The organism is Streptomyces sp. NPDC048392 (assembly GCF_043200575.1).
GTDB lineage: Bacteria > Actinomycetota > Actinomycetes > Streptomycetales > Streptomycetaceae > Streptomyces.
Genome location: NZ_JBICYB010000006.1, coordinates 233,094 through 246,659, shown reverse-complemented (window position 1 = coordinate 246,659; position 13,566 = coordinate 233,094). Strand labels below are relative to the sequence as shown.

The 13,566-nt window shown below is 70.0% G+C and carries 10 protein-coding genes and 3 pseudogenes; 6 read left to right on the top strand and 7 right to left on the bottom strand.

What is annotated here, in order from left to right:
• Window positions 1-189: 189 nt before the first annotated feature.
• From ACGFYH_RS12395 to ACGFYH_RS12385, 3 genes and pseudogenes are all read right to left on the bottom strand, one after another.
• Window positions 190-1,179 (bottom strand): annotated as a pseudogene (locus ACGFYH_RS12395) (sugar kinase).
• Window positions 1,176-2,069: an SMP-30/gluconolactonase/LRE family protein gene (locus ACGFYH_RS12390; protein WP_393803068.1), complete on the bottom strand. Its 894-nt coding sequence runs from the start codon at window positions 2,067-2,069 to the stop codon at window positions 1,176-1,178. Before ACGFYH_RS12390 ends, ACGFYH_RS12395 begins: the two are co-directional and overlap by 4 nt.
• Window positions 2,066-2,203 (bottom strand): annotated as a pseudogene (locus ACGFYH_RS12385) (aldolase); the annotation flags it as partial. The gene ACGFYH_RS12390 and the pseudogene ACGFYH_RS12385, both read right to left, overlap by 4 nt.
• On the opposite strand from ACGFYH_RS12385, the pseudogene ACGFYH_RS12380 reads away from it, so the two are divergent.
• From ACGFYH_RS12380 to ACGFYH_RS12370, 3 genes and pseudogenes are all read left to right on the top strand, one after another.
• Window positions 2,203-3,432, top strand: a pseudogene (locus ACGFYH_RS12380) (NEW3 domain-containing protein); the annotation flags it as partial. The pseudogenes ACGFYH_RS12385 and ACGFYH_RS12380 sit on opposite strands and share 1 nt — an antisense overlap.
• A gap of 123 nt (window positions 3,433-3,555) precedes the next feature.
• Window positions 3,556-4,131: a snapalysin family zinc-dependent metalloprotease gene (locus ACGFYH_RS12375; RefSeq protein ID WP_393803112.1), complete on the top strand. Its 576-nt coding sequence runs from the start codon at window positions 3,556-3,558 to the stop codon at window positions 4,129-4,131.
• 447 nt (window positions 4,132-4,578) lie between these two features.
• On the top strand, window positions 4,579-5,496 hold the full coding sequence (locus ACGFYH_RS12370; protein ID WP_393803111.1) for an endo-beta-N-acetylglucosaminidase H: 918 nt from the start codon (window positions 4,579-4,581) through the stop codon (window positions 5,494-5,496).
• Window positions 5,497-5,895: 399 nt separating this feature from the next.
• On the opposite strand, the gene ACGFYH_RS12365 is transcribed toward ACGFYH_RS12370, so the two are convergent.
• Both ACGFYH_RS12365 and ACGFYH_RS12360 read right to left on the bottom strand, forming a co-directional pair.
• Window positions 5,896-6,945 (bottom strand): glucose 1-dehydrogenase, encoded by a 1,050-nt coding sequence (locus tag ACGFYH_RS12365; RefSeq protein ID WP_393803067.1) that lies wholly within the window; start codon window positions 6,943-6,945, stop codon window positions 5,896-5,898.
• A 464-nt stretch (window positions 6,946-7,409) separates the two neighbouring features.
• Window positions 7,410-8,381 (bottom strand): SDR family NAD(P)-dependent oxidoreductase, encoded by a 972-nt coding sequence (locus ACGFYH_RS12360; RefSeq protein WP_393803066.1) that lies wholly within the window; start codon window positions 8,379-8,381, stop codon window positions 7,410-7,412.
• A 63-nt stretch (window positions 8,382-8,444) separates the two neighbouring features.
• On the opposite strand from ACGFYH_RS12360, the gene ACGFYH_RS12355 reads away from it, so the two are divergent.
• The 3 genes from ACGFYH_RS12355 (at window position 8,445) to ACGFYH_RS12345 (ending at window position 12,201) form a co-directional block, all read left to right on the top strand.
• Window positions 8,445-9,017: a TetR/AcrR family transcriptional regulator gene (locus ACGFYH_RS12355; protein ID WP_393803065.1), complete on the top strand. Its 573-nt coding sequence runs from the start codon at window positions 8,445-8,447 to the stop codon at window positions 9,015-9,017.
• Window positions 9,018-9,292: 275 nt separating this feature from the next.
• The gene (locus ACGFYH_RS12350) at window positions 9,293-11,335 is read left to right on the top strand and encodes a TerD family protein (protein ID WP_393803064.1); all 2,043 of its coding nucleotides are present in this window, start codon (window positions 9,293-9,295) and stop codon (window positions 11,333-11,335) included.
• Between the two features lie 332 nt (window positions 11,336-11,667).
• Window positions 11,668-12,201 (top strand): TerD family protein, encoded by a 534-nt coding sequence (locus ACGFYH_RS12345; protein WP_393803063.1) that lies wholly within the window; start codon window positions 11,668-11,670, stop codon window positions 12,199-12,201.
• A gap of 159 nt (window positions 12,202-12,360) precedes the next feature.
• Here ACGFYH_RS12345 and ACGFYH_RS12340 read toward each other — a convergent pair whose 3' ends face one another.
• A complete protein-coding gene (locus ACGFYH_RS12340; RefSeq protein WP_393803062.1) occupies window positions 12,361-12,567 on the bottom strand; it encodes a hypothetical protein in 207 nt (68 codons plus the stop codon).
• Between the two features lie 476 nt (window positions 12,568-13,043).
• Window positions 13,044-13,391, bottom strand: a complete 348-nt coding sequence (locus tag ACGFYH_RS12335) for a MerR family transcriptional regulator (protein WP_393803061.1) — start codon at window positions 13,389-13,391, stop codon at window positions 13,044-13,046.
• Window positions 13,392-13,566: the final 175 nt, after the last annotated feature.

Below are 13,566 nucleotides of genomic sequence, written 5' to 3'. Positions count from 1 at the left end.
CGCGGTGTCGACGTCATCACTCCATCATCCACCCGCTCGCAATCGGCGATCGGCCCTCCGGGGGAGCCCGTCCGCAGGTGTCAGCAGCTTGCACGCTCCGGACCGGTCGGTGCCCCCGTTGGCGACCGCGGCCAGGTCAGTACCTGAACGCCGGGGGTCGTGTGCGCGGGCGCCGGTGGGCGCGTCGTGTCATGGGGTGCCCGGTGTACTCCATTCCTGGTCGGTGCGGGCCAGCATGGCGGCGACGGTGTCCTCGTCGGGCAGGGGTCCGCGGTCCCCGACGGCCTTCAGCGCGGAGGCGGCCGTGATGTGGCCCAGGCGCAGGGCGCGGGTGAGGTCCGCGTCTTTCCACAGTCCGGCGAGGAAACCGGCGGCGAACGCGTCCCCCCGCGCCGACCGGCTCCACGACCTCCGTGTCCAGGGCCGGCACCGTGCACGCGCCCGCGTCGGTGAACGCGGTGGCGTCCCGCCCGCCGTCCTTGACGACGAGGACGCGCGGGCGGCTCAGCAACCGGCGGACGCCCGGCCCGGTCAGACCGGCGCCCCACAGCTCCCGGGCCTCGTCCAGACCGACGAAGGCGATGTCGGCGCGGTCGGCCAGGTCCCGCAGCACCGAGGCGGCCGTGTCCGGCGGCCACAGCGCGGGGCGGTGGTTGACGTCGAAGCTGACGGCGTGGGCGCGTCGCTCCGTCGGGGTGCGCAGCGCCCGTTCCACCAGGGCCCGGCAGGACGGGGACAGGGCCGGCGTCACCCCACTCAGGTGGACGAGAGCGGCCCCGTCGAACTGTGCGTCGTCCAGGACGTCGGGGCCCAGGGCAGAGGCGGCCGATCCCCGGCGGTAGTAGTGCACGCGGGTTCCCGCGGCGCCCGGGGCCTTCAGCAGCAGGCCCGTCGGCCGTGCCGGATCGGTGCGCACACCGGAGACGTCCACGCCCGCCCGTGCGACGGCCGTCCGCACCCGCCCGCCGAGCGCGTCGTCCCCGACCGCGGAGACCCAGGAGACGGGCAGGCCCAGGTCCGCCAGGTACATGGCCACGTTCGATTCCGCGCCCGCAACCGAGAGGCACAGGGACTCGGCGTCGTCCAGTGAGTGCGGCGGGCCGGGGCCATCGCCGCCATGGTCTCCCCCAGACACACCACCGGCCCCCGCGGCAGCCGCCAGGGGTTCGGGCCGCTCATTGCTGCTCCTCCGTCATCGGTACCGGGGTGTCGAGACGGTAGGCGGACGCCGGGTGACCGGGCACGTCGACCCGGAGGGAGAACAGTGCCCCGTCGTCGGGCCCCGGTGCGGTGAGGCCCACCCGCGCGGTCGTGATGTGCAGGACGTCGCCCTGCAAGCACAGTCCTGCGGGCTGGCGGGCGGACAGGCGCACGACTCGGACGAGGTCACCGTCCTGCCGGTATCTGCGTACCGTGCCCGTGCCCCACACCGCCACCCACAGCCCGTCCTCGGCGTCGACTCTTGCCGTCGGGACTGCCCTCGTCGAGGGTGGCGAAGACCTCGGGGCACCGAGGCTGCCCGTGACCGGGTCCACCGGGTAGCGCCGGATGACGGCGCGGGCGCTTTCGGCCAGGTACATGGCATGGCCGTTGGCCGTGAACGCGGGGCCGTTGGGCACGGTGATGCCGTCGAGGACGCGCTCCACACGGCCGTCGTGGTCGGCCCGGTACAGCGAACCGGCGCCCTCGGTCGCGTCGTACGCCATGCTGCCCGCCCAGAACCGGCCGGCCGGATCGGCGGTGGCGTCGTTCATGCGCATGCGCACGGGGGCGTCTTCGCCGAGGCCGGGCCAGGCCGGCCAGGTCGTCGTTCCGTCGGGGGCGAGCAGCCGGATACCCGTGCCGACGGCCGCTGTCCAGGTGCCGGGGCGGTCGGCGACAGGCGCCACCGCGCCCAGGGGCCGGGGCAGTCGGGCGAGCACCCGCAGCGGCGCGTCGTCCGGTCCGGTGGCCTCCAGCAGTCGTCCGGCGAGAATGTCGACGAGCACCAGACGGCCGTCGGCGGTCCACCTGATGCCCTCCCCGAGTTCCAGCCGGTCGGGGCGGGCCGAGCGCGGCGCGGCGGTCACGGGCGGGCCTCCCGCACGGCGGCGCGGAAGGCGCGTGCGCGGGCACGGAGGCCGTCGAGGCTGCCTCCGTCCGCGGCGTCGCCGATCAGCGGGGACCCGACCCCGACCGCGGTGGCACCGGCTCCCCGACGGGCTGAAGCCGCTGGTCGACTACGTCCACGCCAAGGGCCTCAAGGCGGGTATCTACACGGACGCCGGCCCCTACATCCCCGGCAAGTGCGGCCTCGGCAGCAACGGCTACTACCAGCGCGACGCCGACCAGTTCGCCGCCTGGGAGTTCGACGCCGTCAAGGTGGACTACCTCTGCGGCATCGCCGCCGGTCTTGACCCGAAGACCGTCTACACCGAGTTCGCCGAGGCGCTGCGGAACAACGCCGGCGGACGCCCCATGCTCTTCAACCTCTGCAACCCCGTCACGTCTCCGGACTGGGGCGACTACCCCGAGGAGCAGCAGTCGACGTACTCCTGGTCCTACGCACCGGCGATCGCCCAGTCCTGGCGGACGTACACGGACGTCGGCTTCGTCGGTGAGATCAAGTTCCAAGACGTGCTGCGCAACTACGACGCGAACGCGCGGCATCCCGAGGCAGCCGGACCGGGGCACTTCAACGATCCGGACTATCTGGGTCCCGAACTCGGGATGAGCGACGAGGAGTTCCGCACGCAGATGACACTGTGGTCGGTCGCGGCCGCGCCGCTGATGATCGGCAGCGACCTCCGCAAGCTCAGCAAGACCTCACTCACCACCCTCGCGGACCGCGACGTCCTCGCCATCAACCAGGACAGCGCCGGTGCACAGGCCGTGCGCGTCGGCCCCGCAGGCACGCGGGAGACGTGGGTGAAGCGGCTCGCCGACGGCGACCGTGCCGTGGTGCTTCTGAATCGCGGCGACAGCCCGGCGACCCTGGCCACGAAGGCGTCCTCGGTCGGCCTGCCCGGGGGCCGGTTCACCCTCAGGAACGCCTGGACCGATCAGGTCACAGAGGGCGCCGGCACCATCAGCGCCGCCGTCCCGGCTCACGGGGCGGCCCTGTTCCGTATCGCCCGGGCCACGGGGAAGCCCGGTGCACCCCATGTCGTCGCCGGTCTGCCGCAGGTGACACGGGTCGGCGGCGACGCGGTGCCGGCCGGGGTCGCCCCGGTGGTCGCCGGCGGTGACCGAGCCCAGGTCGAGGTCATCGTCCGCGATGACAGCGCGCGGCGGGTCTTCGCGCCTCGCGTCGAACTGGCGGTGCCGGCGGGGTGGACGGCCCACCCGACGGGCGAAGTACCGAAAGCGCTGATGCCCGGCCGCTCCGCGACCTTCACCTTCACGATCACCCTGCCCGACACCGCCGCACCGGGCAGCCCCGCGCTGTCCGCCGCCACCTCCTACGAGGTGACCGGCCAGGGACGGCTGCGGCAGGAGACCGCCACGGCACTCGTGGTGGCCCCCGCAGCAGTTGATGTCATGCGCACGACTCCTACCCCCACAAGGAGATCGAACATGCACGTCCGTACACTCACGAGCGGCTTCGCCGCGGTCCTGTTGGCGTCATTGCCCGTCCTGAGCGGCCAGGCCTTGGCCGCGGATCCGCCGGGTGACATCGCGGCCGCCTTGGCCGCGGCCCGTGTGCTCACCTACGACGCAAGCGGTTCCGCGGAGTTCAGGTCCGCGGTCGACCGGGGAGCGGCGATCTGGAACGAGAGCGTCGACGGCGCGGAGCTGCGACCGGCCGCGGCCGGGCAGCGTGCCAACATCCGGATCCTGGCCGACGACGGCTGGCCGCGCGCCCTCACCACATCTCTGGGCAACGGCACCGTCTGGATCGGACGCCAGGCGGTGAACGAGGGCTACGACACGGTGCGTATCTCGTCCCACGAACTGGGCCACATCCTGGGCCTGCCGGACCGCAAGCCCGGGCCCTGCTCCAGCCTGATGTCGGGGTCGAGTGCGGGTGTGCCGTGCACGAAACCATACCCGAACACAGCGGAGAAGGCTGAGGTCGAGGACAATTTCACCGGTGCGGTCAACTCGCCGTCAGCGGTGATGGGATCGGTGCCCGTCCTCGTCGAGGACTGACCGGACGGGGTTTTCGTACGGCACCCCCAGGTGTCGACGTCTCCCGGCTCGCTGCGCGCGCCCGGCCGACCGTCTCCTCGGCCGTAAGTCAGTGACTCGTGCCGAGGTCCGCCCGAGGACGTGGCGGTACGCACCGGTCGCGGCCTCTTGACGGTCTGCCGGGTGCTCCGCAGATGCCGATGGTGGTGGCTGCAGCTTTCGCGGACGCATGAATCCCCAACGGCCACCGCCTCACAGGTTCGTGCTGTCCGTTTCACCGCGTTCGGCAACTCAAGTGCGCAGGCGCCCAGTCGGGGTGCGTCATGTCTGGAGTTCATGGAGCACGCGGGCACGAGCATCCGAGCACGGTTTCCGGGCTTCGACCGGGGCGGTGAAATACTCGACGAGATCTGTCCGGCGCTTTCCCACAAGCGGGGCGCCGACCCTACGACGGGAGACCGATCAATGATGTTCACGCTGGTAAGAAGCAGAGTACGAACGGCCGTGCTCGCGCTCTCGGCGGTCGCGGCCCTATCGACCGCCACGACCGCCACGACCGGTGCGGCAGCGGCCCCCGCTCCTGCCAAGCGGGGGCCGACCTCGGTGGCGTACATCGAGGTGAACAACAACAGCATGCGCAACGTCGGCAAATACACGCTGGCCAACGGCGGCGGCAACGTCTTCGGCGTCGCCGTGATTTTCGCCGCGAACATCAACTACAACACGAGCACGAGGGCCGCCTATCTCCACTTCAACGAAAACGTGCAGCGCGTCCTCGACAACGCTGCCACGGAGATACGGCCTTTGCAGCAGAAGGGCATCAAGGTCGTGCTCTCGGTACTGGGCAACCACCAGGGCGCCGGATTCGCCAACTTCACCTCCCAGCGGACGGCTTCGTCATTCGCGAAGCAGTTGTCGGACACCGTGGCCAAGTACGGTCTCGACGGCATCGACTTCGACGACGAATACGCCGAGTACGGCAACAACGGCACCTCCCCGCCCAACGACAGCTCGTTCGTGCACCTGGTGACGGCGCTGCGCGCGAACATGCCGGACAAGATCATCAGCCTCTACAACATCGGCCCGGCCGCCTCACGCCTGTCCTACGGCGGCGTCGACGTCTCCTCCAAGCTCGACTACGCCTGGAACCCGTACTACGGCACCTGGCAGGTCCCCCGTATCGCCCTGCCCAAGCCGAAGCTGTCGCCGGCGGCCGTCGAGATCGGCCGGACCTCGCGGAGCACGGCCGCGGACCTCGCCCGTCGCACTGTCAGCGAGGGATACGGCGTCTATCTGACCTACAACCTCGACGGCACCGATCGCAGCTCCGACCTCTCCGCGTTCACCAGGGAGCTCTACGGCAGTGAGGCCGTCTACGCTCCGTAAGTCGCCGGCACGTCCTGGCATGCCGCGGATCGGGGATGAGCCGGACTCGGGGTTCTGCGCCGCCGCCATGCAGGACCCCGAGAGCAACGAGTTCGACGTCGCCTGAGGGCGGTAGCGACGGTGCTGGTCACGGCCGCTCGTTCGCGGCTGCGCCCAGCACTCTCGCCTCGTAGCGGACGGAGGGCTCGTGGCACCTCGTCGCCGCCGGCCGAAACCTCGCGAGTCGGTTCGTCCCGCACTCGACCGCATGGGCTCTCGCGGTAATCTCCCGCGGCGAACCGCGGCGTTCGGCCACCACGGAGAGAGTAAGCATCATGCCGGGGTCCGTGCAAAATGAGTGACTGACCCAGCGGACCCCGATGAGCGCCGGAGCGGCCACGGCGGGGGCGCCCGGCAGCGTCAGGTGAGGTCGATGACGACCTTGACGTCATCGTCCTGGGCGGTGAACGCCTCCGCGGCGCCCTCCAGCGGCACCCGGCGGGTGATCATCCGGGCCAGCCAGTCGTGGTCGGCCTTGGCCAGGGCGTCAGCGGCCTGGTGGTAGTGGCGCAGGTTGGCGTTCACGGAGCCGACCACTACATCGTTCTCCAGCACCAGTTCGCGGTTGATGGTGCCCGCGTCGACGGACAGCTGCCGTCCCTTCGGGGAGACGCCGGTCAGACAGACGATGCCGTACGTCGCGGTGCCCGCCATGGCGTCGAAGACCAGGTGCCCGGCGCCGGTCGCCTCGACAACCACGTCGGGCCGGATCCGGCCTGTCACCTCCTCGATGTCCTCAGTGTGGTACTCCGCTCCGAGGTCCGCGGCGAGCGCTGGTTTCGGTCCCGACGTGACCCGGTCCAAGAGGTGGACCTCAAGGCCACGCTGCACGCCCAGCAGCGCGGCCAGCAGGCCGATGGGGCCTGCCCCGGTGACCAGCACTCGCTGCGGCTGGAACCAGGCGCGCTCACCCACCCGCTCGATCTGCTCCCACGCCTTGGCCACCACCGTGGTGGGCTCCATCAGCATTCCGACCCGCTCCAGACGAGGGTCGAGCCTGACCGCGTAGTCGTCCTCCACTGTCCACAGGCGAGAGGCGTAGCCATCGCGTTCCTTGATGCCGCGCTCGGTGTAACGGCCGTTGCGGCACATGTCGAACTCGCCGCGCTCGCAGGCGCCACACGGTTCCGGGTCCGGTCGGCGCACCACGCCCACCACGAGGTCCCCGGCCTGGAAGCGGCTGTCCGGCGGCGCCTGGCGCACTCGGCCGAGCGATTCGTGCCCCAGCACCAGCCGGTCTTGTCCGGGCGGTGCCCAGCCGTACTCGCCGGCGACGATCTCCTTGTCCGTCCCGCACACGCCGACCGACAGCCCCTCCACCAGCAGCTCGCCCTGCCCGGGTTCGGGATCGGGCAGGTCGCACACCTGCAGGGACCAGGCGGCCTCGGGACGGACAGTCAGGGCACGCATGAGCATCTCCCGTGATGGCTTGAAGCCGGGTATCCCGGCCGTCTCGCGCCCCGGGTGCCCGCGACGCGGCCGACATACACCGGGGCGACGACACCGGGACGGCTCGGACCGGCCTCACGGCTGGAATCCCCCGGGAGGACTGCTATGGCATGTTCACTCTCGGCGGCACCGGACACACCTGCGACGCGACCCGTTCCGACATCCCGGGCGGCAGCGCCTCACCTGCGCGCAGGCGAGTACCCGGTGCCGCCTCCGGCTGCCGTACACCCGGTTCCGCCGCAGCGGGGCGAGCTGCCGATGGTGAGGTCCGTGCGTACACGGCCATCAGCAGCATCGGCTCGGTCGGCGCAAGCCGCCACGGACGGCCCCGTCCGCACCCCAGCGAGCGTCTCCACCCGGGCCCCCTCGACCTCGACACCCCGGCGGCACAACGGAGATGCCCGGATCGCGGCGGCGTCGAGAGGTCAGACGCGGAGCAGGTCGGTCGAGACCGTCCAGAGGCGCTTGGCGGTGGCGGGATCGAGCGCCCATTCCTTGACACCGTGCGGGTGCTGCGCGAGGTCGGCGTCGTTCGGCACGGTGTAGGCCTCTTGTGCATCGTCGAGGTAGTGGCCTCCGGAGTGAGCGAACTCCGGGGCAACAGCCGCGACGATGCTGGTGGCGGCTCCCTGCTCGACCGTTTTGTAGGTGAAGACTCCGGCGGCCTCGGCCGCGTCGAGAGACTCCCTCTGTCGCGTTGTGAAGTTCCGCTGCAGTCCCGTCGCGACACCGCCGGGGTTCACCGCATTGGCGATGATGCCGTCGGACGCCCAGAGGCGAGTCGCCTCGACGCCGAAGAGGGAGTTCGCCGTCTTCGACTGGGCGTAGGCGATCTGCGGGTCGTAGCTGCGACGCTCGAAGTGGAGGTCGTCGAAGTCGATGCCGGAACGCATGTGCGCCGTCGAACTCACCGAAACGATCCGCGCTCCGCCGCGGTCGGCAGCTCCCAGGGCCAGGGCGTCACGAAGGCCGGTGGCGAGGGCGAAGTGGCCAAGATGGTTCGTCGCGAACTGCAGCTCCCAGCCTTCACGTGTTCGTTCGAGGCCACCGGTGACCACGCCCGCGTTGTTGATCAGCAGGTGCAGCGGGCCGCCCCACCCGTCGACAAAGCGCGTGATGGTGTTCCTGTCGGCAAGGTCGAGCCGGACGACTCGGGGCCGTATCCCTCCGGTCGACTTCGTGATCGTCTCAGCGACGGCGTCCCCCGCAGTCGTGTTCCGGACAGCGAGCGTCACCTCCGCCCCGGCAGCGCTCAACACACGGGCCGTCTCGATCCCGATTCCGGAGGAGGCTCCCGTCACGATCGCGCGGACACCGGTGAGGTCGACGCCCCGCACTACCTCGTCCGCGGTGCTGGAGGCGGTGAAGGACGTGGAAACGGGCTCGCGGGTAGTCATGACGGTGACTATACGCACTAGACGGACTTTGTATAGTGCGACTTTCGCTCGTATGCTCGTCGCATGAGCAGCCCCGACACCGGCCGCCCGCCGTCGACAGTCGCCGAGACCGACCGGCGGACCATGGTTCTGGACTCCGCCATGGTCACGTTCGCGCGATTCGGCTACCGGAAGACCTCGATGGATGAGGTGGCGCGGGCAGCGCACATCTCCCGGCCCGGGCTCTACTTTCTCTTCTCCTCGAAGGAGACCCTGTTCCGTGCCGCGGTCACCCAGGCTTTGGAGCGGGACATCACAGCGGTCGAACACGTCCTGGCCGACACCGGCCGACCCCTTCCGGAGCGTCTCGTCGATGCGTTCGACCAGTGGGCGGGCCGCTACATCGGCCCGCTGACGCGCGATGTCTCGGTGGTCATCGAGGACAACCCCGACCTCCTCGGAGAGATCACCGAGACCACGCCGCGACGTTTCGAGGAACTGATCACAGAGGCGATCGCTGTCGGGTCGGGCCGAGCGGCGGCCCTCCCTGTCGCACAGACGATGATCAGCGCATCGATCGGCCTCAAGCATCAGGCCGCGTCACGGGAGTTCTACCTCGAACGACTGGAGGTCGCCGTCGATCTCCTGGTGCGTTGAAGGCCGCTCACCGAAGCGGCCGGAGCGAGCCCGACCGCCTCGTAGGGTCGCAGCGGCGATGAGTCAGGCCAGTCCGCACGGTCGGCATCCTGTCGTTCGTCGGCGCGGCGGGCTCACGTCACCGGCCGCACATGGGCTTCACGGAATCTCCACGATCGAGCTCTGTGCGTACTACAGTCTTCTCCGCGCGACTCGTCGTCCTGTGTCGCGCAAGGGGGCACTTGGTGCGGTTTCCTCCGCATCCCGGGAACGCCGGTGGGGGCTTTGTGCAGGAAATGATCAAGGGTGCGAACGTGGCCCTGACGGACCTGAGCGACAGCGTCGGTTCAGTGCTCGTCAGTCTGGGTTGGGCCAGCCCCACCGGCGAGGGTGACGCGGATGTGTCGGTCCTGCTGCTGGACACCAACGGCAAGGTGCGCAGCGACGGCGACTTCTACTTCTACAACCATCCGGTGGCCGCCGATGGAAGCGTGCAACTTCTGGGCAAGACGCCGACCTCGGACGGCAGCGAGGACCGGATCAGCTTCGACCTGACGGCGGTCCCACTCGGAGTCGAGCGGATCGTCGTCGCTGCGAGCGTGTACGACGGGGCCCGGTTCGGTGAGCTGGAGGACGTGCGCATCACGCTGGCCGACGCAGCCGGTGAGAGCCTTCTGCGCTTCGCGGTCGATGACGCGGACGCGGTGGCGGCGGTCATCTTCGGTGAGCTGTACAGACGGGGCGAGGGATGGAAGTTCCGTGCCGTCGGGCAGGGCTACGAAGCAGGTCTGGCCGGGCTGGCGACGGACTTCGGCGTCGATATCGAGGACGACGCGGCCGAGGGGGCAGCAGCAGAGGTCGACGCCGCCGAGGCCGGTGAGCAGGCGGATGCGGCGAATCCGGCAGCGGTCGGGGAACCGGCCCGGCACGCGACGCTGGAAGCCATCCCCGGTCCTCGCCGGCCCGAGGGTGAAGTCGTCGAGTCGAAGAAGTCGGCTGCACGCCCTCGCACCGCGAAGAAGAAGGTCACCCTTCCCAAAACGGTCAAGAAGACTCTGGCGGAGAACGACTCCTGGAAGCAGGCCAGGCTCTTCCCCGTCTCGGTACTCAAGAGCGACCGGGACCGTGAGATGCGTGCCACTTCGGTGCTGCTGTCGGTGATGGCGCAGGTGCCGGAGTTCAGCAGGAGGCTGACCGCAGGATTCGGGGCTCCGGCCGGCCGCATGGAGACGTTCAGGGAGGTCTCCCTGCCCCACGGTGACAGTCCGCGGCGCCCGGACGGGGTGATCCGCGTGGAGCGGGCGGGCAAGTTGTGGACCGCGCTGGTCGAGACGAAGACCAACGGCAACGCGCTCAGGACCGACCAGGTGCAGGCGTACATGGACATCGCCGCGCGTCGTGGTTACGAGGCCGTGATCACCCTGACGAACGATGTCGCGCTGGAAGGCAGCCCGCTCGTCGACGTCAAGATCGACAAGCGGCGCAAGCACAAGGTGGCCCTCTGGCACCTGTCCTGGGCGGAGGTCACCCACCAGGCACAGATGCTGATCCGGCACGAGGGAGTGGGTAACGCGGCGCATGCCTGGCTGCTCCAGGAACTGCTGCACTACCTGCAGCACGAGAACTCCGGATGCCATGGTTTCCAGAACATGGGCCCCGCCTGGGTCCCCGTGCGCAACGGGATCGACGACGAAACCCTCTGCCAGGGCGACACCCGGGCACTGGAAGTGGTCGAGAACTGGGAGCGGCTCATCCGCCAGGTCTGCCTCAGGCTGGGTGGCGAACTCGGCCAGAAGGTCCTCCCCGTCCAGCGCGCCAAACGCGGATCGAATCCCAAGGAACGCCGAGACCACCTCGCCGACCAACTCTGCCTCGACGGAAGGCTCCAGGCGGAACTACGCATCGACAACACCCCTGGCGTCCTGTCCGTCAGCGCCGACCTGCGCACCGGCAGACTACGCACCTCCTTCGAAATCCCGGCCCCCCAGCAGGGCTACCCCCTCAGCTGGGCCAAGCGACTCGTCCGGCGCCTGTCCGAGGCCCCGGCGGACCTGCACGTCGAGACCCTCGTCGACAGCGAGCCAGGAGGTCCCCGCAGAACTCTGGAACGGCTCCGCCCCGAACCGGCGGACCTGCTCCCCAGGGACAACGGCACCAAGATCACCGGGTTCCGGTTGTCCCTGCTCAAGAGCATGGGAAGCGGCCGCGGCAACGCCGAGACCGGCTTCATCCGCAGCGTCGACGACGCCGTGCACCGCTTCTACACCACCGTCGTGACCCACCTGGACACCCCGGCAGCACGCCGGGCACCATCCGGGGAACGCGCCACGACCGGATGACACCGGAGCACAGACGGCAGCGACAGAATCCGCGTCCGCCGTCGGCCGCTCGCTTGCGCACGCCCGCACCCGCCCGGCCCGCATGTTCGCGGGTCAGGAGCGGGTGCGGCGGCATCTCTGGGACTCTCCGGGCCTGCGGGCCTGCGGGCCCGGATCGCGCTGTTCCCGGCCGTGCCGGGATGTGAACAGGCCCACCGCCGCCTGGCCGGCACAGCGCCACGCCCTGCCGAATCCCGGGGCCCCTTCCCGGTCCGTAACGAAGGTGCGACGAACCATACTTGACCGTGCGGGGAGTGCCCCGCGGTGCCTTGGAACGAGAGGGTGGCAATTTGGTGAGCAGCGAAATCAAGGGGCTGGAGAAGGTCGCGGTACGGCTCAAGTGGGACCCGAGCTCCTGGGACCGACCGCCCCACCACCTCGACATCATCGCCACCACGTACTCCGTCGATGCCCCGCACGGGCGGCCGGTGTACGTCGTGCAGTTCGACAAGCGCTCGCCGGACGGAACCATCAACATGAGCCGGCACAGCCAGACCGGCCAGGGGTTCGGCTTCGTCGAGGAGATGACTCTCGAACTCGACCGTCTGGCACCCTCCTTCGCCCGCGTGGTCGTGGGAGTGGCGATCCATCAGAGCGCCGGTCACAAGACCTTCGGCGATGTCTCGAACACCGGGGTCCTGGTAGTGGAGGGGTACAGGGAGCTGCTGACGGACGACTTCGCGCAGGTCGCCGAGGCCACCGCCGCCACAGTCGCGGAGTTCACCCGGAGCGCGTCCGGGGCCTGGGAGTTCCACGGGGTGCTCCGGGGCTTCGACAGTGACCCGGACCGCTTCGCCAAGGAGATGGGCGGCGCGCCCCGGCCCTGACCGGGCGACGGCGCGACTCGTGTACCAGCCGGGCGGCCCCGGTGACCGGGGCCACCCGGGGCCGCCCGGAGCAGGAGGGACAGCGGTCCGGTTCACAGGGGTTGGGCCCCGACCTCGGTTGCTCTTGCCGACTCGCCGCAGGACCGCTGCTGCGAGCGCTCATGCCCCGCGCTCTTCCGGAAACCTGTCCGTACGCAGCCGCGTCCGAGCCGTGAAGGCGGTGGTGACCATGACGAAGGCCATCCCGAACTGCAACACGACGCGCCCCACAGCCGCCCCCGTCACCAGGTTCGCGACAGCCAGCACAAGCAGCACGAGCGCCAGCACCGGGGCCGACCACACCAGCACCCGGTCCACCGAGCGCATGAATCCTCTGCCGGCAGCATCCACCGGTCTCTTCTCAGGCATGACCATCAAGTACCCCGAGGGGGCCGCCCGATGACCCGCCCATAGGCATCGCCCGCCTACGCCACTCACCACGGGACCCCGGTCACCCGGATTTCCACAGTGGTGCACCCGGCGCTGAGCAGCAGTCGCTGCCGGGGCGGTCGCCGAATCGCCGGTACGGCCGTCCCGCTCCTGCCGTCCCGGACTCCTATTAGTGGATTGCCGCCGGGGAAGCATCCTCGCGCAGGATGCGGGTCGATCACGACGTCCCCTTTGACCTGCTCCTCGGGCTGAGGCGCGGCGGTGGTGCCGATGTCGGCCTGGGCCGCGTTCGACGGCGGCGAACAGATCCCTGCTGCCGTGGCGCGACTGGTGCTTTTCCGGGCCACCCGCGTCCGCCCCAAGAGGCGGGCTCGGCGGAGGCACGTGCTGGTGCCGACCGCGGGAATCGGCCCTCAGGCTGAGGATTTCGACTGCCCGCTGGTGTCATGGGCTGCGCGGAGTTCCTCGTTGAGGCGCTGGGCTTCTTCGAGTTGGTCTTCGAGGATGATGATGCGGCAGGCGGCTTCGACTGCGGTGCCGGCGTCGACGAGTTCGCGGGCGCGGGCGGCGATGCGGAGTTGGTAGCGGGAGTAGCGGCGGTGGCCGCCTTCGGACCGCAGGGGAGTGATCAGGCGGTGGTCGCCCAGGGCGCGGAGGAAAGCGGGGGTGGTGCCGAGCATGTCGGCGGCCCGGCCCATGGTGTAGGCGGGGTAGTCGTCATCATCGAGGGGGATGGCGGGGCGGGTACTGCGAGGGGGCATAAGCCTCTTCTTCCGGGGACGCGTCGAGGGGCCCGGGCGCCACTGGCGCCCGGGCCCCGAGCTTTCAACACCATCTACCGGCCGACTGCGCCGGACCTCTTGTCCGCAGGTTCCGCCTGGGAGAGCGGGACTGCGGGGATCGGGGATGCGTGACCGGGGACCACCTTCCAATCCG

What these genes read in the sequence shown, in the direction of transcription:
- ACGFYH_RS12360 (WP_393803066.1), bottom strand. Translation starts at nt 8,381, where the DNA reads ATGACTACCCGCGAGCCCGTTTCCACGTCCTTCACCGCCTCCAGCACC.
- ACGFYH_RS12375 (WP_393803112.1), top strand. Translation starts at nt 3,556, where the DNA reads ATGCACGTCCGTACACTCACGAGCGGCTTCGCCGCGGTCCTGTTGGCG.
- ACGFYH_RS12340 (WP_393803062.1), bottom strand. Translation starts at nt 12,567, where the DNA reads ATGCGCTCGGTGGACCGGGTGCTGGTGTGGTCGGCCCCGGTGCTGGCG.
- ACGFYH_RS12355 (WP_393803065.1), top strand. Translation starts at nt 8,445, where the DNA reads ATGAGCAGCCCCGACACCGGCCGCCCGCCGTCGACAGTCGCCGAGACC.
- ACGFYH_RS12350 (WP_393803064.1), top strand. Translation starts at nt 9,293, where the DNA reads ATGATCAAGGGTGCGAACGTGGCCCTGACGGACCTGAGCGACAGCGTC.
- ACGFYH_RS12370 (WP_393803111.1), top strand. Translation starts at nt 4,579, where the DNA reads ATGTTCACGCTGGTAAGAAGCAGAGTACGAACGGCCGTGCTCGCGCTC.
- ACGFYH_RS12365 (WP_393803067.1), bottom strand. Translation starts at nt 6,945, where the DNA reads ATGCGTGCCCTGACTGTCCGTCCCGAGGCCGCCTGGTCCCTGCAGGTG.
- ACGFYH_RS12335 (WP_393803061.1), bottom strand. Translation starts at nt 13,391, where the DNA reads ATGCCCCCTCGCAGTACCCGCCCCGCCATCCCCCTCGATGATGACGAC.